Origin of the sequence: Luteimicrobium sp. NPDC057192, assembly GCF_042670205.1 — a bacterium.
GTDB lineage: Bacteria > Actinomycetota > Actinomycetes > Actinomycetales > Cellulomonadaceae > Luteimicrobium.
Genome location: NZ_JBHUWD010000006.1, coordinates 92,806 through 114,822, shown reverse-complemented (window position 1 = coordinate 114,822; position 22,017 = coordinate 92,806). Strand labels below are relative to the sequence as shown.

The 22,017-nt window shown below is 74.0% G+C and carries 22 protein-coding genes and 1 tRNA gene; 14 read left to right on the top strand and 9 right to left on the bottom strand.

The features are described from left to right. Positions 1–9: 9 nt before the first annotated feature. The 5 genes from ACFT5B_RS05200 to ACFT5B_RS05180 all read left to right on the top strand — a co-directional run bounded on the left by ACFT5B_RS05200 (position 10) and on the right by ACFT5B_RS05180 (position 4,925). Positions 10–945 carry an alpha/beta fold hydrolase gene (locus ACFT5B_RS05200; protein WP_386796913.1) on the top strand — a complete coding sequence of 312 codons (936 nt, stop codon included), beginning with the start codon at positions 10–12 and terminating at the stop codon, positions 943–945. Between the two features lie 54 nt (positions 946–999). After that, a complete protein-coding gene (locus tag ACFT5B_RS05195) occupies positions 1,000–1,956 on the top strand; it encodes a DUF2510 domain-containing protein (RefSeq protein ID WP_386796912.1) in 957 nt (318 codons plus the stop codon). 197 nt (positions 1,957–2,153) lie between these two features. Next, positions 2,154–3,206, top strand: coding sequence for a DUF1524 domain-containing protein (locus tag ACFT5B_RS05190; protein ID WP_386796911.1), 1,053 nt, complete (start codon positions 2,154–2,156; stop codon positions 3,204–3,206). 110 nt (positions 3,207–3,316) lie between these two features. Then, a complete protein-coding gene (locus tag ACFT5B_RS05185; RefSeq protein WP_386796910.1) occupies positions 3,317–3,817 on the top strand; it encodes an Hsp20/alpha crystallin family protein in 501 nt (166 codons plus the stop codon). 160 nt (positions 3,818–3,977) lie between these two features. Beyond that, positions 3,978–4,925: an aldo/keto reductase gene (locus ACFT5B_RS05180; protein ID WP_386796909.1), complete on the top strand. Its 948-nt coding sequence runs from the start codon at positions 3,978–3,980 to the stop codon at positions 4,923–4,925. Between the two features lie 102 nt (positions 4,926–5,027). On the opposite strand, the gene ald is transcribed toward ACFT5B_RS05180, so the two are convergent. Then, positions 5,028–6,128 carry an alanine dehydrogenase gene (gene ald / locus ACFT5B_RS05175; RefSeq protein ID WP_386796908.1) on the bottom strand — a complete coding sequence of 367 codons (1,101 nt, stop codon included), beginning with the start codon at positions 6,126–6,128 and terminating at the stop codon, positions 5,028–5,030. A gap of 137 nt (positions 6,129–6,265) precedes the next feature. On the opposite strand from ald, the gene ACFT5B_RS05170 reads away from it, so the two are divergent. Beyond that, on the top strand, positions 6,266–6,820 hold the full coding sequence (locus tag ACFT5B_RS05170) for an Lrp/AsnC family transcriptional regulator (protein ID WP_386796907.1): 555 nt from the start codon (positions 6,266–6,268) through the stop codon (positions 6,818–6,820). A gap of 18 nt (positions 6,821–6,838) precedes the next feature. Here the strand turns inward: ACFT5B_RS05170 and ACFT5B_RS05165 are convergent, their stop codons facing one another. Then, the gene (locus ACFT5B_RS05165) at positions 6,839–7,168 is read right to left on the bottom strand and encodes a hypothetical protein (protein ID WP_386796906.1); all 330 of its coding nucleotides are present in this window, start codon (positions 7,166–7,168) and stop codon (positions 6,839–6,841) included. A gap of 165 nt (positions 7,169–7,333) precedes the next feature. Between ACFT5B_RS05165 and ACFT5B_RS05160 the strand changes: the two genes are divergently transcribed. From ACFT5B_RS05160 to ACFT5B_RS05150, 3 genes are read left to right on the top strand one after another with little or no spacing between them, the layout of a single operon-like run. Beyond that, positions 7,334–9,673, top strand: a complete 2,340-nt coding sequence (locus ACFT5B_RS05160) for an RNA degradosome polyphosphate kinase (protein ID WP_386796905.1) — start codon at positions 7,334–7,336, stop codon at positions 9,671–9,673. Then, positions 9,670–10,767, top strand: coding sequence for an NUDIX domain-containing protein (locus ACFT5B_RS05155; protein ID WP_386796904.1), 1,098 nt, complete (start codon positions 9,670–9,672; stop codon positions 10,765–10,767). Before ACFT5B_RS05160 ends, ACFT5B_RS05155 begins: the two co-directional genes overlap by 4 nt. Before the next feature lie 4 nt (positions 10,768–10,771). Further along, entirely contained in the window at positions 10,772–11,344 is a 573-nt protein-coding gene (locus ACFT5B_RS05150) for an AAA family ATPase (RefSeq protein WP_386796903.1), read from the top strand. 119 nt (positions 11,345–11,463) lie between these two features. Here ACFT5B_RS05150 and ACFT5B_RS05145 read toward each other — a convergent pair whose 3' ends face one another. The 3 genes from ACFT5B_RS05145 to ACFT5B_RS05135 form a co-directional block, all read right to left on the bottom strand. Next, the gene (locus ACFT5B_RS05145) at positions 11,464–12,468 is read right to left on the bottom strand and encodes an anion permease (RefSeq protein WP_386796902.1); all 1,005 of its coding nucleotides are present in this window, start codon (positions 12,466–12,468) and stop codon (positions 11,464–11,466) included. A 6-nt stretch (positions 12,469–12,474) separates the two neighbouring features. Next, positions 12,475–13,095 (bottom strand): DUF47 domain-containing protein, encoded by a 621-nt coding sequence (locus ACFT5B_RS05140; RefSeq protein ID WP_386796901.1) that lies wholly within the window; start codon positions 13,093–13,095, stop codon positions 12,475–12,477. Between the two features lie 302 nt (positions 13,096–13,397). After that, a complete protein-coding gene (locus tag ACFT5B_RS05135) occupies positions 13,398–13,997 on the bottom strand; it encodes a hypothetical protein (protein WP_386796950.1) in 600 nt (199 codons plus the stop codon). Positions 13,998–14,194: 197 nt separating this feature from the next. Between ACFT5B_RS05135 and ACFT5B_RS05130 the strand changes: the two genes are divergently transcribed. The 3 genes from ACFT5B_RS05130 (at position 14,195) to ACFT5B_RS05120 (ending at position 17,070) form a co-directional block, all read left to right on the top strand. Beyond that, positions 14,195–14,767, top strand: a complete 573-nt coding sequence (locus tag ACFT5B_RS05130) for a MarR family winged helix-turn-helix transcriptional regulator (protein ID WP_386796900.1) — start codon at positions 14,195–14,197, stop codon at positions 14,765–14,767. Continuing rightward, entirely contained in the window at positions 14,764–16,488 is a 1,725-nt protein-coding gene (locus tag ACFT5B_RS05125) for an MDR family MFS transporter (RefSeq protein WP_386796899.1), read from the top strand. The genes ACFT5B_RS05130 and ACFT5B_RS05125 overlap by 4 nt, the downstream gene beginning before the upstream one ends. A gap of 75 nt (positions 16,489–16,563) precedes the next feature. Continuing rightward, a complete protein-coding gene (locus ACFT5B_RS05120; RefSeq protein ID WP_386796898.1) occupies positions 16,564–17,070 on the top strand; it encodes a MarR family winged helix-turn-helix transcriptional regulator in 507 nt (168 codons plus the stop codon). Between the two features lie 4 nt (positions 17,071–17,074). Here the strand turns inward: ACFT5B_RS05120 and msrB are convergent, their stop codons facing one another. The 3 genes from msrB to ACFT5B_RS05105 all read right to left on the bottom strand — a co-directional run bounded on the left by msrB (position 17,075) and on the right by ACFT5B_RS05105 (position 20,459). After that, positions 17,075–17,518 carry a peptide-methionine (R)-S-oxide reductase MsrB gene (gene msrB, locus ACFT5B_RS05115; protein WP_386796897.1) on the bottom strand — a complete coding sequence of 148 codons (444 nt, stop codon included), beginning with the start codon at positions 17,516–17,518 and terminating at the stop codon, positions 17,075–17,077. A gap of 145 nt (positions 17,519–17,663) precedes the next feature. Next, the gene (locus ACFT5B_RS05110; protein ID WP_386796896.1) at positions 17,664–19,220 is read right to left on the bottom strand and encodes a DEAD/DEAH box helicase; all 1,557 of its coding nucleotides are present in this window, start codon (positions 19,218–19,220) and stop codon (positions 17,664–17,666) included. A gap of 195 nt (positions 19,221–19,415) precedes the next feature. Beyond that, positions 19,416–20,459, bottom strand: a complete 1,044-nt coding sequence (locus ACFT5B_RS05105) for an LLM class flavin-dependent oxidoreductase (protein ID WP_386796895.1) — start codon at positions 20,457–20,459, stop codon at positions 19,416–19,418. Positions 20,460–20,554: 95 nt separating this feature from the next. Between ACFT5B_RS05105 and ACFT5B_RS05100 the strand changes: the two genes are divergently transcribed. After that, complete coding sequence (locus ACFT5B_RS05100; protein WP_386796894.1) at positions 20,555–21,271, top strand: M50 family metallopeptidase; 717 nt, start codon at positions 20,555–20,557, stop codon at positions 21,269–21,271. A gap of 114 nt (positions 21,272–21,385) precedes the next feature. Here ACFT5B_RS05100 and ACFT5B_RS05095 read toward each other — a convergent pair whose 3' ends face one another. After that, on the bottom strand, positions 21,386–21,667 hold the full coding sequence (locus ACFT5B_RS05095) for a Fe-S cluster assembly protein HesB (protein WP_386796893.1): 282 nt from the start codon (positions 21,665–21,667) through the stop codon (positions 21,386–21,388). A gap of 258 nt (positions 21,668–21,925) precedes the next feature. Here ACFT5B_RS05095 and ACFT5B_RS05090 point away from each other — a divergent pair. Continuing rightward, positions 21,926–21,998 (top strand) — tRNA-Lys (locus tag ACFT5B_RS05090). Positions 21,999–22,017: the final 19 nt, after the last annotated feature.

Genomic DNA, 22,017 nt, shown 5'->3' with positions numbered 1-22,017 from the left:
TTCGCTCGGGTGATCGCCGACTACTCGACCGCCCTCGTCGACGGCCCGTGGCGGCACGAGTTCGTCGCCGCGAACGCCGCCCGGTTCCACGTCGCGCTCGCCGAGCCTGCGGACGTCGAGGGCGGCGCGGCCCGCGGCTCCCGGGCCCCGCTCGTCGTCCTCCTGCACACCTACCCGCAGTTCTGGTGGGCGTGGCGCCACCAGGTCGAGGCGCTGTCGGCCGCGGGGTACCGCGTCGCGGCGATGGACCTGCGCGGCACGGGAGCGTCGGACAAGCCGCCCCTCGGCTACGACGTGCCCACCCGCACGCGCGACGTCGCGGGCGTGATCCGGTCGCTGGGCGCGGACTCCGCGGTCGTCGTCGGGCACGGGGAGGGCGGGACGATCGCCTGGGCGATGGCCGCGATGCAGCCCGCGGTCACGCGCGCCGTGGCGGCGCTCGCCGCGCCGCACCCGGCCCACCTGCACGTGTCGCACCGCGCCCCGTACACCGCGGCGATGCGCCGCCACGTCGCGTTCGCGCAGGTCCCGTTCCTGCCCGAGCGCGCGCTCGGCGACGGGCGCCTCGTGGACGACGTGCTGCGCGGCGGCGCGGTCCGGCCCTTCGACGACGACACCCTCGAGCTCTACCGGACCGCCGCGCGCATCCCGTTCGCGGCGCACTGCTCGACGGAGGCGCTGCGCTGGTCGGTGCGGTCGATCCCCCGCATGGACGGCCGCCGATTCACGACGGCGGTGCGCCGCCGCGTCGACCAGCCCGGCCTGCTCCTGCTCGGCGCGGAGGACCCGTACGTGCGCACGGACGCGGCCGCGATCGACGCGACGGCGCTCGTGCGGCGGCTGCGCGTGCAGGTGCTGGACGGCGTCGGGCACTACCTGCCCGAGGAGGACCCGGAGGCGGTCTCGGCGGCGCTCGTCGACTGGCTCGGCGACCTCGACGCCTGACGTCGCGACGGGACGGCGGTCGGAGCCGGCGGCCGGATAGCGCAGAATGTGCGGATGTCGAACGCGCAGCCCGGGTGGTACCCGGACCCCAACGCGCGCGGCCGCGTGCGGTGGTGGGACGGCGTCCGCTGGCACCACGCGACCCGCACCGAGGACGAGATCGCCCGCGCCCGGCAGGGCGCAGGCACGTCGGAGGGCGGCGGCGCCCGGCCCGCGACGAGCGACCCGGACGCCGCTGCTCCCCCGCGCCCGACGCCGTCCCCCACCAGCACCCCGGACGCGACGACGCAGGCCATCCCGCTCGCCCCCGTCCTCCCGTCCCTCATGGACACCGCACGGGAACTGGGTGCCGACGGCCCGCTCGGGGCGGGCGCAGCCGAGCTCGTCGGCGCCGCTGACCGCGGCCCGGGTGAGCCCGGCCGCCGACGCCGGAAGGGCTGGTGGTGGGGCGCGGGCGCCGCGGCCGTCGTCGTGATCGCGTGCGCCGCGGTCGCCCTCCCCGGGCACGACGGTGACCCTGCGGCCGCTCCGAGCCCGACCCCGTCGTTCGTGACGCTCGACCCGTCCGACCGCGCGGCAGCGACGCCCTCTACCGTGGCGCCGTCGACGACCCCGACCGCGCGACGGCCCTCCCCGACGCCGAGCGCGACCGCCACACCGACGGCGACCTCGACCCCGTCCCCGACCCCGACCCGCACCCCGCGGCCCGCCCCGACCACGAGCCGGAGCGCGCAACCGACGACGGCCCCCAGGAAACCCGGTGGCACCCCGACCCGGTCCCCGTCGCCCGCACCCACCCCCACGACGGCGCCGACGACGAGCCCGACCCCGCCCCCGGCCGGCGTCGCGCCGAGCAGCACGTACCAATGTCCGTCGTCCGCGCCCGTGAAGGTCCGGAAGGGCACGGCGTACCCGACGGACTGGTGGACGTACGGCGTGATCCGTCCCGACGTCTGCTTCGCGAGCCTCGCGGACGCCGAGGCGGCCGGGTACGACGCCGCCGGTACCTGAACGCCACGCACGCCGCCGCCGCGAACGTCGCGGACGAGTCCGTCACGGGCCCACCTGCTGCCCGGGGGCTGACCGCGACCCCGCGTGTGGGACGGATGCCCCACACTGTTCAGGTGACCCGAGCGAGCGCCCCCGACCGAACCGACCGACGGCCATCGTGGAGCCGTCGCCGGCTGGGCGGTCTCGTCACCGTCGGGGTGGCCGGCGTCCTCGCCACCACGACGGCGTGCACCAGCGTCGACGCCGCGGGCGGGACCGCGGCTCACGAGCCGAGCAGCGCCACGACGACATCCGTCGGCACGACTTCGCGGCCCAGCCCCGAGTCGACGGCGAAACCCGCCCCACGGCCCGCCACGACGCACGCGTCCGAGGCGTCGTCGGGCACGAAGCCCGGTGCCACGACGGCGCTCGCGGTCCTCGCGACGCTCCCGGTGAAGGGCCGTGCCGCGATGACCGGCTACACGCGCGAGCAGTTCGGGCCGGCGTGGAAGGACGTCGACAACAACGGCTGCGACACCCGCAACGACATCCTCGCGCGCGACCTCGACAGCACGACGTTCAAGGCCGGGACGCACGACTGCATCGTCCTGACGGGCACGCTCCCCGACCCGTACTCGGGCCGCAGCATCGCGTTCACGCGCGGCCAGGCGACGTCGTCGGCCGTGCAGATCGACCACGTCGTCCCGCTCGGCGACGCCTGGCGCACGGGCGCGCAGCAGCTCTCCCCCGCGACCCGCGAGCTCCTCGCCAACGACCCGCTCAACCTGCTCGCCGTCGACGGGCCGCTCAACGGCCAGAAGTCCGACGGGGACGCCGCGACGTGGCTCCCGCCCAGCAAGGCCGTCCGGTGCGGCTACGTCGCAAGGCAGGTTGCGGTCAAGCACCGCTACCACCTGTGGGTCACGACCGCCGAGAAGGCAGCGATCACGCGGATCCTCGACACGTGCCCGACGCAGCGCGTCCCCGTGGGCGGCCTCGTGGGCGTGAAGGTCGTGACGCAGAAGGGGCCGTCCGGCACCTCCCAGGCCGCGCCGTCGTCGGGCACGTCGAAGCCCGCCACGGAGCACCCCGCGGTCGCGGCCCCGATCTCGGCGTACGACTGCCCGAGCTGGGCGCCCATCAAGGGCAACGAGTCGAGCCACCTCTACCACCTGCCGACGGGCGCGTCCTACGACGCCACCAAGCCGGAGGCGTGCTTCGCGACCGAGGCCGCCGCGCAGGCGGACGGGTACCGCGCGTCGAAGCGGTAGCGCGTCCTCACGTTCGTCCTGGGCGTACCCGAACCGGGATTGAGCGACCTCCGCTCAAGGTTGTCGTGGTCAGACAGGGGCCGCCCCGGCCCCCGACGAAGGAGACCACCATGACCGCAACGCTCACCGGCTACACCGACGTCGACCGCCTGTTCCGCGACCTGTGGGCCGGTCGCGCCACCCGCCCGGCCGCCCGCCGCGAGGCCGACGCCTTCTCCCCGGCCGCCGACGTCTACCGCGACGGCGACGACCTCGTCGCCCGCTTCGACCTGCCCGGCGTCGACCCGAAGACCGACGTGTCGGTCGAGGTCCAGGGCCGCCGCCTGGTCGTCTCGGGCGAGCGCAAGGACGCCCGCACCACCGGGCCCGACGCGCAGCGGGTCCGCGAGACCCGGTACGGGTCGTTCCGCCGCGTGGTGACGCTGCCTCGCGCCGCGTCCGGCGAGGACGTGGTCGCGCGCTACCACGCCGGCGTCCTCACCGTCACCGTCGGCGGCGTGCTCGCCGGCCCGACCACCCACAAGGTGACCGTCGAGACCGACGACGAGCCCGCCGCCGCCGAGCCGACCGCGACCGCGGCGGACGAGGCGCCCGAGGCCCCACAGGCCTGACGTGTCGCGCACGGGGCTGCGCGGGCACGCCCGCTCGCGCAGCCCCGTGTGACGCACGCCACGTCTCTCCGGTGCGTTGCCGGGAAAGGTTGCCCCGGCTTCGTGGTTGCCGCCTGGTGGCAGGGGACCTCAGGAGCGACCTCAGGAGCATCGGAGCACCATGACCCACCCCACCCCTCTCACGCGGCTCGACTTCGGCCCCGTCGTGCTCGGCGGCAACGTCTTCGGGTGGACGACCGACCGGGACGAGGGCTTCCGCATGCTCGACGCGTTCGTCGACGGCGGCGGCCGCTCCATCGACACCGCGGACGTCTACCCCGCCTGGGTCTCGGGGAACTCGGGCGGCGAGTCGGAGGCCATCATCGGGGCGTGGCTCGCGTCGCGCGGCAACCGCGACCGCGTCGAGATCGCCACCAAGGTCTACTCGCTCGCGACCCGCCCCGGCCTGTCCCCCGCGAACATCCGGGCCGCCGTCGAGGACTCGCTGCGCCGGCTGCAGACCGACCACCTCGACCTGTACTACGCCCACCGCGACGACGCCGACGTGCCACAGGAGGAATACCTCGCGGCGTTCGACGCGCTCGTCCGCGAAGGGAAGGTCCGCGAGCTCGGGGCGTCGAACTTCTCCGCCGACCGGCTCGCGTCCGCCGCCAAGATCGCCGACGCGGAGGGGCTCACGCGGTTCACCGTCGCCCAGGACCGGTGGTCGCTCGTCGAGCGAGGCATCGAGGACGAGCTCGTCCCGACGCTCCGCGAGCTCGGCGTCGTCGAGGCGCCGTACCACTCCCTCGCCGCCGGGTTCCTCACGGGCAAGTACCGCCCGACCGGCTCGGACCTCGCGTCGCCGCGCGCGAAGACCGCAGCGAAGTACCTGGAGGACCCGCGCAACGTCGAGCTCCTCGCCGTGCTCGACGACGTCGCCGCGGGCCACGGGACGAGCGTCGCCGCCGTCGCGCTCGCCTGGCTGCGGCAGCAGGACGCCGTCGCCGCGCCGATCGCGAGCGGGCGCACCGTCGAGCAGGTCGAGACGCTCCTCGAGTCGGCTCGTCTCGAGCTCGGCGCCGACGAGCTCGCACGGCTGTCGGAGGTCACCGCGCCCCGCGGCTGATCTCCCGGCACGTCGAGAGGCGTGAATCCGTTCCTCAGAACCGCTCCGAGGAACGGATTCACGCCTCTCGGCGTACTGTCCGCCGCGCGATCACCCGCCGGCTCAGGCCGGGACGGTCGTCCCTCTCCGCCCGACGGCGGCGGCCACGGCCGGGTGCACGACCTCCCCGTCGACCGTGCTGAGGCCGTGGGCGAGGGCGGGGTCGTCGGCGACAGCGGCCCGCCAGCCCCGCCCCGCGAGCTCGCGGACGTACGGGAGGGTCGCGTTGGTGAGGGCGGGCGTCGCGGTCGCGGCGGCCGCGCCCGGCATGTTCGCGACGCAGGAGAAGACGGAGCCCTCGACGAGGAACGTGGGGTCGGCGTGCGTCGTCGGGTGGGAGTCCTCGAAGCACCCGCCCTGGTCGATCGCGATGTCGACGAGCACGCTTCCGGGCTTCATGCGGGCGACGAGCTCGTGGCTGACGAGGCGCGGTGCGCGTGCCCCGGGCACGAGGACGGCCCCGACGACGAGGTCGGCGTCGAGCAGGGTCCGCTCCACCTCGTAGGCGCTCGACGCGACGGTCGCGACGCGGCCCTGGAACATCGCGTCGATCTCGCGCAGCCGCGGCAGCGACAGGTCGAGCACGGTGGTCCGGGCGCCGAGCGCGACGGCCTGCCGCGCGGCCTCGAGCCCCGCGGTCCCGCCGCCGAGGATCGCGACGTGCCCCGGCCGGACGCCGGGGACCCCGCCGAGCAGGGTGCCCGACCCGCCCTGCGGGCCGAGCAGGTGGTACGCCCCCGCGACCACCGACATGCGCCCCGCGACCTCGCTCATGGGGGCGAGAAGCGGCAGGCTGCCGTCGGGGAGCTGCACGGTCTCGTACGCGAGCGCCGTCGTGCGGGACCTGACGAGCGCGTCGACGAGCGGCAGGTCCGCGGCGAGGTGCAGGTAGGTGAAGAGCGTGAGGTCAGGCCGGAGGTGCGCGTACTCGGACGCGACGGGCTCCTTGACCTTGAGGACGAGCTCTTGGCCCCAGGCGTCGTCGACGGAACCCAGGCGGGCGCCGACCGCCGTGTAGGCGTCGTCGGGCAGGGCCGAGCCGAGCCCGGCGCCCCGCTGGACGACGACGGTGTGGCCCGCGCGCACGAGGTCGTGCGCGCCCGCGGGCGTGAGGGCGACGCGGCCCTCGTGGTCCTTGACCTCGGTGGGCACTCCGATACGCATGACGACTCCCTCGTCGACCTGGCCGGACGACGTGGCGCCCGGCATCGCCTGGTGATACGCGCCACACTAGGAAGAACGTCCCGTTCCACGGGCCGCTACCGAAGATCCTTCGACGAAGCCCCCGAGGAGCGCAGAAGATGCCACGACGGCGCGCGGAGCAGGGCTCCGGGGGCGGACCCGTTCGGCCGGGGACGACGCCCGGCCTCGACGACCTCGACGAGCAGATCCTCTGGGAGCTGGCCCGCGACGCGGACCTCACGAACGCCGCGCTGGCGGAGCGCCTCCACGTCGCGCCGTCGACGACGCACGCGCGCGTCCGCACGCTGCGCGAGGCGGGCGTCCTCGGCGCGTCCCATGCGGACGTCGACTACCGCGCCGTCGGGCTGCCGCTCCAGGCCATCATCTCGGTGCGGCTGCGGGCGCAGGCGCGGACCGTCATCAAGACGTTCGCCGCGAAGATGGTCCGCCATCCCAACGTGCTCGACGTGTTCTTCGTGGGTGGCCAGGACGACTTCCTCGTCCGCGTGGTCACGACGTCGCCCGAGCAGCTCCGCGACTTCGTGGCGGGTCCGCTGTCGAGCGACCCGGTGGTCGCGTCGACGCACACGCAGATCGTCTTCGACCACCTCCGCGGGCTCGACCACTGGAGCGACGCCGACGGGTTCGACGAGCTCCGCGGCCCCCTCACCTGAGCGCGCGGGCGGCCGGCCTCAGCGCCCGACGCGCGCGAGCAGCCGCTGGTCGAGGACGACGTCGTGCGGCAGGGCGGCCAGCATGGTCGGGTCGGTCGGCGTGTCGTCGCCGGGGGTCCCCGCGTGGTCGAGGACCCAGGCGAGCAGCGAGCAGTGCTGCGTCGCCGCCTCGTCGTACGTCTCCCGGTGGACCGGCTCGTCCGGCCCGACGACGACGCGCGCGGTCTCCTCGAGCTCTGCTTTCCGGGCGCGGTCCCACGTGCCGGGCGGGTCGGACGTGCTCCACCCGCGGTCGTCGAGCAGGACGACGCGGCGGCCCGTCGTCGAGGACGGCGTCGAGCCGTGCATGCACCGAGTACGACCGCCCGTCGGGGGCTGTGTCGACGAGCTGCACCGTCGTCTCCAGCCGTTCCACGCGCGCCATGCCACCATCCTGGCAGGTGGGGCGCTCCCGGAGACGGGCGCCGTGAGCCACGTCACCCGGCGTTCACGATTCGGTGCCACCATGAGGGCATGGACGACGCCACCGGAACCGCCGGATCGACCCAGGCGACGCTCGAGCCCGAGCTGGCCGCCCACATCGCCGAGCACATCGCGGACGACGTGAGCGGGCACGCGCTCGCGGCCGGCGCGGGGCCCGAGCACGACGGGGAGCTGCTCCCCGACCTGCCCGACGACCGCTTCCTCGACCGCGAGGTCAGCTGGCTGGCCTTCAACCGGCGCGTCCTGGAGCTCGCGGAGGACGACTCCCTCCCGCTCCTGGAACGGGTGCGGTTCCTGGCGATCGTGGCGTCGAACCTCGACGAGTTCTTCATGGTCCGCGTGGCAGGCCTGAAGCGTCGCATCGCGACGGGCATCGCTATGACGGCGGCGTCGGGCCTGTCCCCGCACCAGGTGCTGGAGGCCATCAGCGAGCACGCGCACGCGCACATGGCCCAGCACGCGCGCGTGTTCCGCGAGCAGGTGCAGCCGGCTCTGGTCGGCGAGGGCATCACGCTCGTGCACTGGGACGAGCTGTCGGACCACGAGCAGGACCGGCTGCGCAAGTACTTCCGCAAGCAGATCTTCCCGGTGCTCACGCCGCTGGCCGTCGACCCGGCACACCCGTTCCCCTACATCTCGGGGCTGTCGCTCAACCTGGCGGTCGTCGTCGTGAACCCGGCGACGGGCAAGGAGCACTTCGCCCGGGTGAAGGTCCCGCCGCTGCTGCCGCGGTTCATCGCGGTCGACGCGCGCGGCCGTCCGTCCGCGCCGAGCACGCAGACCGCGGACCCGGACAAGGGCCCGACGTCGTTCGTGCCGCTCGAGGAGGTCATCGGCCAGCACCTCGACCACCTGTTCCCGGGCATGGAGGTGCTCGAGTTCCACACGTTCCGCGTGACGCGCAACGAGGACGTGGAGGTCGAGGAGGACGACGCGGAGAACCTCCTCAAGGCGATGGAGAAGGAGCTGCTGCGCCGCCGCTTCGGCCCGCCGGTGCGCCTCGAGCTCGCCGAGGGCATCAGCCCGCGCATCCGTGAGCTGCTGATCCGTGAGCTCGGCATGGACGCGTCCGAGGTCTACACGCTCCCGGCGCCGCTGGACCTCACCGGCCTCAACCTCATCGCCGACCTCGAGCGGCCGGAGCTGCACTACCCGCGCTTCGTCCCGACGACGCACCGGCTCCTGGCGGAGGTCGAGTCCGCCCTGCCGACGGACATCTTCGCGGCGATCCGCGAGCAGGACATCCTGCTCCACCACCCGTACGACTCGTTCTCGACGTCGGTGCAGACGTTCGTCCAGCAGGCGGCCGCCGACCCGCACGTGCTCGCGATCAAGCAGACGCTGTACCGCACCTCGGGCGACTCCCCCATCGTCGACGCGCTCATCGACGCCGCCCAGGCGGGCAAGCAGGTGCTGGCGCTCGTCGAGATCAAGGCGCGGTTCGACGAGCAGGCGAACATCGAGTGGGCGCGCAAGCTCGAGCAGGCGGGCGTGCACGTGGTCTACGGGATCGTCGGGCTGAAGACGCACTGCAAGCTGGCGCTCGTCGTCCGCCAGGAGCCCGACGGGTCGCTGCGGCGCTACTGCCACGTCGGTACCGGCAACTACAACCCGAAGACGGCCCGCCTCTACACGGACCTCGGGCTGCTCACGTGCGACCCCGACGTGGGGCAGGACCTCACGCGCCTGTTCAACCAGCTCTCGGGCTACGCGCCGCGGACGACGTTCCACCGGCTGCTGGTGGCGCCCCGCGCGGTCCGGCTGGGGCTGATCGAGCGGATCGAGCGCGAGCGGCGGGCCGCGCTCGAGGGCCGCGAGGCGTGGATCAAGATCAAGGTGAACTCCGTCGTCGACGAGGCCACGATCGACGCGCTCTACCGTGCGTCGCAGGCGGGCGTCTCGGTCGACCTGGTCGTGCGGGGCATCTGTGCGCTCCGGGCGGGCGTGCCGGGGCTCTCGGAGACGATCCGGGTCCGGTCGATCCTGGGCCGCTACCTCGAGCACGCGCGCGTGTACGCGTTCGCGAACTCGGGCGGGCAGCCGTCCGACGAGCCCGGCCTCACGGGCACGTCCGACGGCGTCGCGCCGGGCCCGGAGATCTTCATCGGTTCCGCGGACCTCATGCACCGCAACCTCGACCGCCGCGTGGAGGCCCTCGTCCGGCTCACGGACCCCAGCCAGATCGACGAGCTGCTCGAGCTGTTCGACCTGTCCGTCGCGGACACGACGAGCAGCTGGCACCTCCTCCCGGACGGGACGTGGGTGCGGCGCGACCGCGCCGAGGACGGCGAGCCCCTCGCCGACCTGCAGGACGTGCTGATCCAGCGTCAGCGCGCCCAGCTGTCCTCGGCGCGGACGGTCGGCTCGTGACGGGCGGCTCGGACGCAGCCTCGACGGTGCTCTCGATGCCGTACTCCTCGCCCAAGCCGAGCAAGGCGACCTCGCGGAGGCCCACGGTGCTCACGCCCGTCGAGATGGTGCAGCACGGCACGCTGCCGCGGGCCCGTTCGCGGCTCATCGAGGCCGCCGGCGCGCTGGTGTGGCGCGAGCGGCGGCACGAGCTGCAGGTGCTCCTCGTGCACCGGCCCCGGTACGACGACTGGTCGTGGCCCAAGGGCAAGGTCGACCCGGGCGAGTCCCGGGCGACGACCGCCGTCCGGGAGGTCCAGGAGGAGACGGGCCACGCCGTCGTGCTCGGACAGCCCCTGCCCGGGCTGCAGTACCTCATGCCCGACGGCCGGGTGAAGCGGGTGCACTACTGGGCCGCGCGCACGGCCGCGGACGCCGACGGGCCGTCGATCCGCGCCCGGCACCCCGTCGCACCCGTCGACCCCCACGAGATCGACCACACCGAGTGGCTCGGGGTCGAGGAGGCGGCCCGGCGTCTGACGCGGACGGCCGACCGCCAGCCGCTCGTCGCGCTGCTGGACGCGCACGCGCACCACCGGCTCGCGACGCACGCCGTCGCGGTGGCCCGGCACGGGAGCGCGGTGCCGCGCGCGCAGTGGGCCGGCAAGGAGCACGCGCGCCCCATCACGCCCATGGGCTGGGCGCAGGCCGCGGCGCTCGTGCCGGTCCTCGCCGCGTACGGCGTGCACGACGTCGTCACGAGCCGCTGGTCCCGCTGCGCGCAGACGGTCGCGCCCTTCGCGCAGGCGTCCGGGATCGCGCCACGGCCGCGCGGTCGGCTCACGGAGGCGCAGCACGAGAAGTCCCCGGCGCGGGTCGCCGCGACGGTCCGCGAGCTCCTCGAGGCGGAGCACTCGTCGGTGCTGTGCACGCACCGGCCGGTGCTCCCGACGGTCCTCGACGTGCTGGCCGAGCACACGCGTCGGAGCGTCGCCGACGCCCTCCCGCACAAGGACCCCTACCTCGAGCCCGGCGAGGCGCTCATCGCGCACGTCGCGCTCACCGCGAAGGGCCCCCGCGTGGCGGCGGCCGAGACCATCGTCCCGTCGCTCTGACGCCGTGCCGACGCTCCTGCTCCTCAACGGCGCTCCCGGCACCGGCAAGTCGACGCTCGCGCGCCGGTGGGCTGACACGCGGCCGCTCTCGCTCGTCCTCGACATCGACCGGCTCCGGGCGTTGCTCGGCGCCTGGCAGGACGACGTCCTCGCGGCCGGTCAGCGGGCTCGCCGGCTCGCGGTCGCGGCGGCATGGGCGCAGCTGTCGTCCGGCGGCGACGTCGTCGTGCCGCAGCTCCTCGTCCGGCCCGAGCTCGTCGAGGAGCTGGACGGCCTCGCGACCGCCGCGGGGGCCCGCTTCGTGGAGGTGGTGCTGACCGCCTCGCCCGAGGAGCTCGCGGCGCGCCTCGCCGACCGGATCGGTGCGAGCGGCTCCGGCGGCAGCGGCAGCGGCGACGCGGACCCGTGGTCGGCGCTCGAGGACGGACCGCCGACCGTGGAGCGCCTCCGGGTCCTCGCCGACGCCGTGGAGGGCCTCGTCGCGACGCGGCCCGGGACGCACCGGGTGGTGAGCGCCCCGGGCGACGTCGACGCGACGCTCGGCCGCCTCGTGGCCGCCGTGGGGGCGGCGGGCTGAGGCGGGCGGGGTGGGTCGAGCGGGTCAGCTGCACCGAGGGCGGGCCGCCGGCCCCGAGGCCGCCGCCGGGCTGCGCGCGGCCCCGTACACGGGCCTGGCCGACCCGCTCTGCCAGGCCCCTACGTCAGGAACGGGTGCAGGACGACGTAGAACAGCGCGGCCACGGCCGCGGCGGCGGGCAGCGTCAGCACCCACGCGAGCACGATGTTCTTCGCGACGCCCCAGCGCACGGCGCTGAGCCGCTTGGTCGCCCCCACGCCCATGATCGCGGACGACACCGTGTGGGTCGTCGAGACCGGGGCGTGCAGCGCGAACGCGCTCACGTACAGGATCGACGCGGACACGGACTCGGCGACGAACCCCCGGGCCGGGTCGACCTCGATGATCTTGCGGCCGAGGGTGCGCATGATGCGCCAGCCGCCCGAGTACGTCCCGAGCGAGATCGCACCGGCGGCGCAGATCTTGACCCACAGCGGGATGCCCGCGTTCGGGTCGGCCCAGCCGACCGTGAGGAGCGCGAGGTAGATGACGCCCATGGTCTTCTGCGCGTCCTGGAGGCCGTGCCCCAGGGCCATCGCGGACGCCGAGACGGTCTGCGCCAGGCGGAACCGGCGGAACGTCTTGGCCGGCGCCGCATTGCGGAAGAGCCAGAGCACCCCGAGCATCACCGCGAACGCGAGGCAGAAGCCGAGCACGGGCGAGAAGACCATCGGGATGACGACCTTGTCGACGACCGAGCTCCAGTAGATCCCCAGGCCGCCGACGACGCCCGCACCGACGAGCCCGCCGATGAGCGCGTGCGTCGACGACGACGGCAGGCCGAACCACCAGGTGATGAGGTTCCAGCAGGTCGCGCCGATCAGCGCGCACAGGATGACGGTCAACGACTGGTTGTTGGACGCGTCCCCGAGGTCCACGATCGACTTGGCGATGGTCTCGGCGACGGCCGTCCCGAGCAGCGCGCCGACGAAGTTCATGACGGCGGCCATGCTCAGCGCGACGCGGGGCGTCAGGGCCCGCGTCGAGACGGACGTCGCGATCGCGTTCGCCGCGTCGTGGAAGCCGTTGGTGTAGTCGAACCCGAGGGCGAGCGCGACGATGACGACGACGAGTGCCGCTTCCACCGGGGCTCAGGACTCCTTGAGCGCGATGGTCTCGACGGTGTTCGCCACCTTCTCGAAACCGTCGGCCGCAGCCTCGAGGATCTCCACGATCTCCTTGAGCTTCATGAGCTCGATCGGGTCGGACACGTTGTCGAACAGCTCCGCGAGGAGCTTGCGGTGGGCCTTGTCGGCCTGGTTCTCGAGGCGGTTGACCTCGACCCAGTACTCGGCGAGGTCGTTCATGGACCGCAGGCGCGGCATCGCCTCGGCGGTCAGCTCGGCGGCGCGCTGCAGCACCTGGACCTGGTCGGAGACCCGCGCGGGCAGCTCGCCGATCCGGTACAGGACGATGAGGTCCGCCGCCTCCTCCATGTAGTCCATGCAGTCGTCGAGCGACGAGGTCAGCTCGTAGATGTCGTCGCGGTCGAACGGCGTCACGAACGTCTGGTTGAGCCGACGCATGATCGAGTGCGTCGACTCGTCGGCGTCGTGCTCGGCCTCGCTGAGCTGCTTGGCGAGCTCCTTGCGCTCGGGGCGGTCGGCACCGAGCATCTCGGCGAGCAGGTTCGACCCCGTCACGAGGTGCTTGGCGAGCTCGGTCAGCAGGTCGAAGAACGTGGTGTCGCGCGGCGTCAGGCGCAGGGGCACGGTGGGCTCCGGAGGGGGGTGCGAGGGGCTACGCGCGTGTCGTGGCCCCGCAGGACGGTTCCAATGTAACGGAGCGGTCGGGGCGCCTTGTAACCGTGGCGTGTCGTGTGCTGGTGAGACGACACCGGGCCGCAGAGCGCCTGTCGGCGCGAAGGCCGCTCGTAGCGGCTGAGTGTGGAGCCCGGGGCTACCGCGACCCGGTGTCGCGCCTCCATTCTACGGGTCGCGCGCCCGTGCCCGACGACGTCACGCCCCTCCGCGCGCTGACCTGCGGAGGCGTCCGGACGAGCCCCCAACACCCCTCAGTCGAGCTTGCCCTGACGCCAGAGGGACGCCGCGTGCTCGAGCTCCTCGGCGGTCCGCTGGAGCGACGCCGCCCCTCGCGTGAGGCGCTGCGCCCAGTCGGCGTCGATGTCGTCACGGGAGTCGGCGTCGTGCGTGGCGCCGATGGCGAGGATGCGACAGAACGCGGCCGCGCGCTCGAGCGCGACGGCGAGGTCGCCGGTGTAGACGCCGGAGAGGACGTCGTCGGCGACGCGACGCACCTCGTCGGGCCCGGGCGGGCTCGCGACGCCGGCCACGACCTCCGCGACGGGTGCCGCATGCACGCCGAGCCGGTAGCGCAGCGCGACGACCTCGCCGTCGCGGCGGACCCACTCGCGCAGCGCGTAGAGCCGCCAGAGGGCACCGGGCAGGCTCGCGGGCGCGGCGTCGGACCAGAGCCCGGCGACGACGTCGAGGCCCTCGCGCTCGACGAGCCGCACCAGGCGGTCGACGACGGCGGGGTCCTCGGTCTCGCGGGCGCCCCGGACGAGCGCGCCGGCCGTGGTGTGCGCGACCTGGTCCCGGAGGGCGGGGTCGAGGTCGCCGGGGATCTCGTCGGCGTCGCGCGGGTCGAGCATCGCGGGCCGCCGGGGTCGCCGGGATCGCTCGTCGGGGGGCGGTGTCATGTCTTCAGCCTCGCACGCGGGGCCACCCCGGAGATCCCACCGCGGCAGCACAGCAACTTCTAGTTGCTTGACGCAAGCAAGCGTCGTATGATTGCTAAGAGCAAATGTTCCGGAGGGCACCCCGCCGGTCCGGAGAACAGGCAGGCAGCATGACCACCCTCACCCCCACGGCGCCGTCGGACGCACCGGCCCCCGCCGTGGCACCCACCCTCCACGCGCGCCGTGGCATCCCCGGGCTCGGCGCGGACGCGGCGACCGTCGACGGCCTCGTGAGCGCGCTCGAAGACCTCGGCCGCGCCCAGCGCGAGTCCGCGACCGCGACGGCCCGCGAGCTGGGCTGCGCCCGGTCGAGCCTCGCCGTCCTTCGGATCCTCGAGAAGAACGAGGTCCCGCTGCAGATCGGCGACCTCGCCCACGTGATGCGCATCGACGTCTCCGTCGCGAGCCGCCAGGTCGGCGCCCTCGTCCGCGACGGGTACGTCGTCCGCGAGGTCGGCGAAGACGACCGCAGGGCGCGCACGCTCGCCCTCACCGACAGCGGGCGCGACCTCGCCGCCGAGGCGTTCGGCGCCTGGCGCGAGCGCGCCCGAGACGTCTTCGGGGACTGGTCCCCGGACGAGCTGCAGGACGCCGTCCTGCAGCTTCGCAAGATCGCGGACAGCGTCGTCCGGCACCACGACACCCCTGACCACCGTGCGACCGGAAAGAGCACCACCGCATGACCACCACCACCGAAGCCGCGGTCTCGCAGGGTTCACCCTCGACGACCGGGCGGCACTCCGACAAGCCCGCCATGTCCCGGCGCGAGACGCTCGAGGCGATGTCGGGCATCCTCCTCGGGATGTTCGTCGCGCTCCTCGCGACCTCCGTCGTCTCGTCGTCCCTCCCCAAGATCGTCTCCGAGCTCCACGGCTCGGGGAGCTCCTACACCTGGGTCGTCACGGCGACCCTCCTCACCACGACGATCACCACCCCCATCTGGGGCAAGCTCGCCGACATGACCAACCGCAAGCTGCTCATCCAGCTCGCGCTGATCATCACCGTGCTGTCGTCCGCCGCGGCGGGCCTGTCCCAGGGCGTCGGCGAGCTCATCGCCTTCCGCGCCTTCCAGGGCATCGGCGCCGGCGGTCTGACCGCACTGGGCACCGTCCTCATCGCCGACATCGTCTCCCCGCGCGAGCGCGGCAAGTACATGGGCCTCATGGGCGGCGTCATGGCCATCTCGATGGTCGGCGGCCCGATCCTCGGCGGCACGCTCACCGACTCGATCGGGTGGCGCTACAACTTCTTCGTCGGCCTGCCGTTCGCGATCGCCGCGATCGCCGTCCTGCAGAAGACGCTGCACCTGCCCAAGCGCAGCAAGGGCGACGCGAAGATCGACTACTGGGGCGCGGCCCTCATCTCCGTGGGCGTGGCGCTCCTCCTCCTCTGGGTGACGTTCGCCGGCACCAACTTCGACTGGATCTCGTGGCAGACGTTCGCGATGGTCGGCGGCGCCGTCGTCGCGCTCGTCGCGGCGCTCCTCGTCGAGAAGCACGAGAAGCTCGACGCGATCATCCCGCTGCACCTGTTCAAGAACAGCACGTTCGTGCTCGCGGTCGTCGCGAGCATCGCGGTCGGCGTCGCGATGTTCGGCTCGAGCGTCTTCCTGAGCCAGTACATCCAGATCGCCAAGGGCAAGACCCCGACCGAGTCCGGCCTCCTGACCATCCCGATGGTCGTCGGGACGTTCCTCGCGTCGATCGTGATCGGGAACCTGATCGCGAGGACCGGCCGCTACAAGTACTTCATGGTCACGGGCGGCGTGCTCCTCACGGGCGGCCTCCTCCTCATGTCCACGATCGACTACCAGACGAGCTTCGTGACGCTCAGCGTGTTCCTGTTCGTCGTGGGCGTCGGGACCGGCATGCTCATGCAGAACCTGGTTCTCGCCGTCCAGAACACGCTGGACGTCCACGAGATCGGATCCGGGACCGCGACGGTCGCCTTCTTCCGCACGCTCGGCGGCGCGATCGGCGTGTCCGTCCTGGGTGCCGTCCTCAACACCAAGGTGACGGACTCGATCGCCGCGGGCCTCGCCCACCTCGGCATCGACTCGATGGGGTCGGGCGGTGCCCTGCCCGAGATCAGCCAGCTCCCCGCCCCGGTGGCGACGGTCGTCGAGAAGGCCTACGGCGACGGGGTCGCCGAGATCTTCCTGATCGCCGCACCGCTGGCCCTGATCGCCGCGATCGCCTGCCTGTTCCTCAAGGAGATCCCGCTCGGCACCAAGTCCGGCGTGGAGCTCCTCCAGGAGGAGGCTGCCGGCGCCGGCGACCTGACGCCCGCGCAGGCCGAGCAGCGCGCGGAGCTCGACACCGCCATGTCCGTGGTCGCGCCCGTGAGCTCGGAGGAGACCGGCGAGCGGCCCGCCGACCGCGTGCAGAGCGCCGGCCAGGGCTGACGCACAGGACACGCACACGAACGGGGCGGCTCCCACTGTGGTGGGAGCCGCCCCGTTGCCGTCACAATGGTCCGCATGACTACTGGCAGCACCGCCGGTCCCAGCCCGGCCGCGACCGTGGGCACCGAGGCCCCCGCGTCCCTCAACCGTGTCGAGCAGGAGCTCCGGATCGTGCTCCGGCGCGCCGCAGCAGCCCAGGCCGAGCTCGCGCGACGCATCCACCCCGACCTCGACGCGAGCGCCTACCCGCTCCTCGCGATCATCTCGGCCGAGCCGGGCGTCCACGCCACCGAGCTCGCCCGCCGGTTCGGCATCGGCCGGGCCACCATCTCGCGCCAGCTCAGCCGCCTCGACGAGCTCGGCCTCATCCACCGCGCGGTCGACCCGGAGGACAACCGCGGCCAGCTCCTGACCGCAACCGAGTCCGGTCACGCGCACGTCGAGGCCGCCCGCACCGCACGCCTCGACTACCTCGGCCAGGTGTTCGCCGACTGGCCCGACGACGACGTCTCCGCCCTCGCGGACCTGCTCGCCCGCTACAGCGCGAGCGTCGACGCGGTCCGCGGCCGGGCCGCCGACTAGCGGGTCACTCCCCGGCCGGCGCGAAGCTCAGCGACACGGAGTTCATGCAGTAGCGGTCGCCGGTCGGGGTCTGGGGCGCGTCGTCGAAGACGTGGCCCAGGTGCGAGCCGCAGCGCGCGCAACGCACCTCGGTGCGCACCATGCCGTGCGTGCGGTCCTCGATCAGCTCGACCGCGTCCGAGTCCTGCGGCTTGAAGAAGCTCGGCCACCCGCAGTGCGAGTCGAACTTGGTGTCGGAGCGGAAGAGCTCCTGGCCGCACGCCCGACACCGGTAGACGCCGGTGCGCTTCTCGTCGAGGAGCTCGCCCGTCCAGGGACGCTCGGTCGCGGCGTGCCGCAGCACGGCGTACTCCTGGGGGTCGAGCTCGGCCTTCCACTCGGCGTCGGTCTTCGTGACCTCGTAGCCGTTCGCGGGGCCGGGCTGGGAGAACAGGTTGTTCAGGGACATCAGGCACCTCCGGCTGGTCCAACCCTAGGCCGGGCCGGACTGTTCCACCCACGCCGAGAAACCGAGAGACGGCCGGGACACCGTTGCAAGCTCGGTGTCTCGGCCGTCTCTCGGCATCTCGCGGGCGTCGCGAGGCGCCGCCGGGTCAGCGCGGGGTGGACGTGGAGTAGACCGCCGGGCTGCCGGCACCGCGCTGGGCGCGGCCGCGACCGCCCCGGCGACGACCGGCACCGGCGGCCGAGCCACCGGCCTGCGAGCCGTTCGCCGCGCGTCCGGCGCCGCCCCGGGTTCCCGCGGGCTGCGCCGTCTGCCGCTGTGCCTGGGCGGGCTGCGCCGCCTGGCGCTGGCCCTGGGAGCGCTGACCGCCCTGGGCGCCGCGCGCGGCCTGCTGCTGGCCGCCGCCTGCCGCTCCGGACCCGCCGCGGCCCCGGCGACGCCGCCCGGACGAGCTCCCGCCCGAAGGCGCCGTGCCGGCCGAAGCCTTCGCACCGCCGCCGCGCTGCTGCGGCGCAGCCGGGGCTGCAGGCGCCACGTACGCGGCGCGCTCACCGACGAGCGCCTCGACCTGCGGGTCGCCGACGCCCGTGCGTCGGGGCGTCGCCGTGATCCGCGCCTTGCGCAGCAGGTCCTTGACGTCGCCGGTCTGCTCCGGGAGGACGAGGGTCACGACGTCGCCGCCCGAGCCGGCGCGCGCGGTCCGGCCGGACCGGTGCAGGTACGCCTTGTGCTCGGCGGGCGGGTCGACGTGCACGACGAGCTCGACCTCGTCGACGTGGATCCCGCGCGCCGCGATGTCGGTCGCGACGAGAACCTTGACCGCGCCCGACGTGAACGCCTCGAGGTTGCGCTCGCGCGCGCCCTGGCCAAGGTTCCCGTGCAGCTCGACGGCGGGGACGCCGTCGGCGGTGAGCTGCTTGGCGAGCTTCTTGGCCTGGTGCTTGGTGCGCATGAACAGCACGCGACGGCCCGTGCCGGACGCCAGGTCGTGGACGAGCTGCTTCTTCACGCCCGCGTCCGCGAGGAGAAGGACGTGGTGCGTCATCTCGGCGACCGGGGCGGCGGCCGGGTCGACGGCGTGCGTGACCGGCTCGTGCAGGTAGCGCTGGACGATCTTGTCCACGCCGTTGTCGAGGGTCGCGGAGAACAGAAGGCGCTGGCCCTGCTTGGGGGTGCGGTCCATGATCCGCTTCACGCCCGGCAGGAAGCCGAGGTCGGCCATGTGGTCGGCCTCGTCAAGGACCGTGATCTCGATGCCGTCGAGCGTGAGGAGCCGCTGGTTGAGGAGGTCCTCGAGGCGGCCGGGGCACGCGACGAGCACGTCGACGCCTGCGTCGAGCGCGGCGACCTGCTTGCCCTGCCCGACGCCGCCGAAGACGGTCGTGGTGCGCAGCCCGAGCGCGTTCGCGAGGGGCGCGAGGGTCGCGTCGATCTGGTTCGCGAGCTCACGGGTCGGGGCGAGCACGAGCGCGCGCGGGCGGCGCGCCTGGCGACGGGCGCCCGACGCGGCGAGGCGCGTCACGACCGGCAGGGAGAACGCGAGCGTCTTGCCGGAGCCGGTGCGGCCGCGGCCGAGCACGTCGCGCCCGGCGAGCGTGTCCGGCAGGGTCGCCGTCTGGATGGGGAACGGGGACTCGATGCCCTGGTCGGCCAGCGCGCGCACGACGGCGGCGGGCAGGGCGAAGTCGCTGAAACGGGATGTCATGAGAGGCCTCTCGCGCCCGGCGCACGGGACCGCCGACGGGCCGCGCGCACGCGTCCTCGTCGGCCGGTGGTCCGGCCGGACGGGTTGGGTAGGTCGTGGTCGCCGCGCGAGGGTCTCGGGGGAATCTCCACGACGTCAGGCGCGCGGGAGTCGCGCTGCCTGGTCTCTAGTGTCCCACACGGACCTGGGAACTCCTCAGAACAGGGCCGACGCGAGCAGCCGCAGGGTCTCCTCGCGGGCCGGCGACGACGTCGCATCCGTCCCGGCGTGGGCCCCGGCGACCGGGGCGACCATGATCTCGTCGGCGCGCAGCTCGGCCGCGACGGCCTTCACCTGCGCGGCCGCGTCGTCGGGCGAGCCGACGATCCACGTCTGCGCGAGCCGCTCGGCGGCGGCCTGGTCGGCTGCCGGCAGCGGGGCCGCCTCGGCGTCCTCGACGAGTTCCTGCGGGGCGAGCGGGCCGCCGGTCCGCAGCCGCCACATGCTGCGCGCCTGCGGGAGCACGAGCCGCCGCGCCTCCTCCGCGGTCTCCGCGACGACCGCGTTCACGACGCCGATCGTCCGAGGCTCCGCGAGCCGCTCCGACGGGCGGAACTGGGACCGGTAGGCCGCGAGCGCCTCGAGCGTGCCGCCGCCCCCGAAGTGGTTCGCGAACACGTAGGGCATCCCGTTGGCCGCGGCGAGCTGCGCGGAGTACATCGACGAGCCGAGGAGCCAGATCGTGGGCTCGGTCGTGGCCTTCGGGGTGGCTGCCAAGTCGTAGCGCTGCGCCCCGAGCGCGAGCGACACCCCACCCGGCGAGAGCAGTCCGGCGAGGGTCGCGACGTCGTCGGGGAAGGCGTCCACGTCGTCGCGCACGCCGCGGCGCAGCAGGTGGCTCGTCACAGGGTCGCTGCCGGGGGCGCGGCCGATGCCGAGGTCGACGCGCCCGGGGAACGCCGCCTCGAGGAGCGCGAGCTGCTCGGCGACGACGAGCGCCGCGTGATTGGGCAGCATGACGCCGCCCGAGCCGACCCGGATCCGCGAGGTCGCCGATCCGACGAGCGCCATGAGCACCGGCGGGTTGGTGGCGGCGACGGCGCGCATATTGTGGTGCTCGGCCAGCCAGTAGCGGGTGAAGCCGAGGTCGTCGGCGGTCCGGGCCAGCGCCAGCGTGGCGGCGAGCGCGTCGCCCGTCGACTGGTCCGACCGGACGGGGACGAGGTCGAGCACGGACAGCCGGAGCGCGGGGTCGGTCATGCTCGGGGCAACCTCCGGGCGGCCCGGAGCATTCCGTCGCGCCGACGACGGACGCCCCCGCGGGGCACAGGGCGGCCACCGCGGGGCATGGTTCGATGGGCGCCGTGACCGACGTCCTCTCCGACATCTGGCATCGCGCCACCACCGCCGCCCCGCCCCCCGACGCCCGGGTCGCGTTCACCGCGGCCGCCGTCGCGGCGCTCGTCGTGCTCGTCACCCCCGTCTGGCGGGTCACGCGGAACGTCATCACGATCGCGCACGAGGGTGCGCACGGTCTGGTCGCGGTGCTGTGCGGACGGCGTCTCGCGGGAATCCGGCTGCACTCCGACACGTCCGGGCTCACCGTCTCGAAGGGCCGGACGCGCGGGTTCGGCATGGTCGCGACGGGCTTCGCCGGGTACGTCGGGCCGGGCGTGCTCGGACTCGGCGCGGCGTGGCTCACGAGTCGCGGGTACGGCGTCGGCGTGCTGTGGCTCGTGCTCGTCGCGCTGACGCTCCTGCTGCTGCAGATCCGGAACTGGTACGGGCTGTGGTCCGTCCTCGTGACGGGCGCGCTCCTGTTCGTGGTGACCTGGTGGCTCGACGCCCGGTGGCAGGTCGGGATCGCCTGGACGCTCAGCTGGTTCCTGCTGCTCGGCGCCGTCCGGCCCGTCGTGGAGCTGCAGGCCGACCGGTCGCGGGGCCGGGCCCGGTCGTCCGACGCCGACCTGCTGGCCCGCCTCACGGGCGTGCCCGGGATCCTGTGGGTGATCGTGTTCGGGCTGGTCACGGCGGGCTGCGCCGTCCTCGGCGGGAGCCTCCTGTGGCCGTGAGCCTCTCGCCCCGCTGAGCGCCGTCCGGCTCCGGACGTGCGAAGGCCCGACGGCGCACCACCGTCGGGCCTTCGCAGCACCCGGTCACGACCCGGGCGCGATGCTCGTCCTCGCTCAGGGCTGAGGCGCGAGCACGAACGCGGTCCCGGACGCCGCCGGGTCGGTGTCGAGGGTCAGCTGGTCGAGCGCCGGAGCGGTCGCCGCCTCGACGAACACGCGGGCGTCGTCCTCGACGACGACCTGGTCGTCCGCCTGAGGAGCGGGGACGACGGCGAGCTCGAGGCTGCCGGCGACGCTCTGCGACTCGGCGATGCGCAGCCCACCGTCCGGTCCGACCCCGGCCTGGGAGGCGAGTCCGACGACGGCGGTCCGGGCGTTCTCGGTCAGGGTGAGCATGGGGTGCTCCTCTCGTATCCGGTGAGGCGGTGACCCCCGTGGGGGGCGGGCCGCGCTGACACCTCCACCCGAGCATCCGGCGGCCTGGCCCAGCAAGCGCTTCGGGGCGGTTTGGCCCGATCTTCCCGCTGAGCGGGACGCCGCGTGCGCGGTCGCGCAGACGTCGCGTAGGGTCCGCGCGCACCGCGCCCCGGGGCGCCCGACGACGGAGGCAGGCCGCCGCGTAGACTCGCGGCGGGTCGCGGTCCGTCCGCGCCCGGGCCTCTAGCTCAATTGGCAGAGCTGCGGACTTTTAATCCGTAGGTTGTGGGTTCGAGCCCCACGGGGCCCACTGTCGCGTCGCGGCTGCG

Coding starts and splice junctions, on each gene's coding strand:
- ACFT5B_RS05195 (WP_386796912.1), top strand. CDS start 1,000: ATGTCGAACGCGCAGCCCGGGTGGTACCCGGACCCCAACGCGCGCGGC.
- ACFT5B_RS05185 (WP_386796910.1), top strand. CDS start 3,317: ATGACCGCAACGCTCACCGGCTACACCGACGTCGACCGCCTGTTCCGC.
- ACFT5B_RS05180 (WP_386796909.1), top strand. CDS start 3,978: ATGACCCACCCCACCCCTCTCACGCGGCTCGACTTCGGCCCCGTCGTG.
- ald (WP_386796908.1), bottom strand. CDS start 6,128: ATGCGTATCGGAGTGCCCACCGAGGTCAAGGACCACGAGGGCCGCGTC.
- ACFT5B_RS05170 (WP_386796907.1), top strand. CDS start 6,266: ATGCCACGACGGCGCGCGGAGCAGGGCTCCGGGGGCGGACCCGTTCGG.
- ACFT5B_RS05165 (WP_386796906.1), bottom strand. CDS start 7,168: ATGCACGGCTCGACGCCGTCCTCGACGACGGGCCGCCGCGTCGTCCTG.
- ACFT5B_RS05160 (WP_386796905.1), top strand. CDS start 7,334: ATGGACGACGCCACCGGAACCGCCGGATCGACCCAGGCGACGCTCGAG.
- ACFT5B_RS05135 (WP_386796950.1), bottom strand. CDS start 13,997: ATGCTCGACCCGCGCGACGCCGACGAGATCCCCGGCGACCTCGACCCC.
- ACFT5B_RS05130 (WP_386796900.1), top strand. CDS start 14,195: ATGACCACCCTCACCCCCACGGCGCCGTCGGACGCACCGGCCCCCGCC.
- ACFT5B_RS05125 (WP_386796899.1), top strand. CDS start 14,764: ATGACCACCACCACCGAAGCCGCGGTCTCGCAGGGTTCACCCTCGACG.
- ACFT5B_RS05120 (WP_386796898.1), top strand. CDS start 16,564: ATGACTACTGGCAGCACCGCCGGTCCCAGCCCGGCCGCGACCGTGGGC.
- msrB (WP_386796897.1), bottom strand. CDS start 17,518: ATGTCCCTGAACAACCTGTTCTCCCAGCCCGGCCCCGCGAACGGCTAC.
- ACFT5B_RS05110 (WP_386796896.1), bottom strand. CDS start 19,220: ATGACATCCCGTTTCAGCGACTTCGCCCTGCCCGCCGCCGTCGTGCGC.
- ACFT5B_RS05105 (WP_386796895.1), bottom strand. CDS start 20,459: ATGACCGACCCCGCGCTCCGGCTGTCCGTGCTCGACCTCGTCCCCGTC.
- ACFT5B_RS05100 (WP_386796894.1), top strand. CDS start 20,555: ATGGGCGCCGTGACCGACGTCCTCTCCGACATCTGGCATCGCGCCACC.
- ACFT5B_RS05095 (WP_386796893.1), bottom strand. CDS start 21,667: ATGCTCACCCTGACCGAGAACGCCCGGACCGCCGTCGTCGGACTCGCC.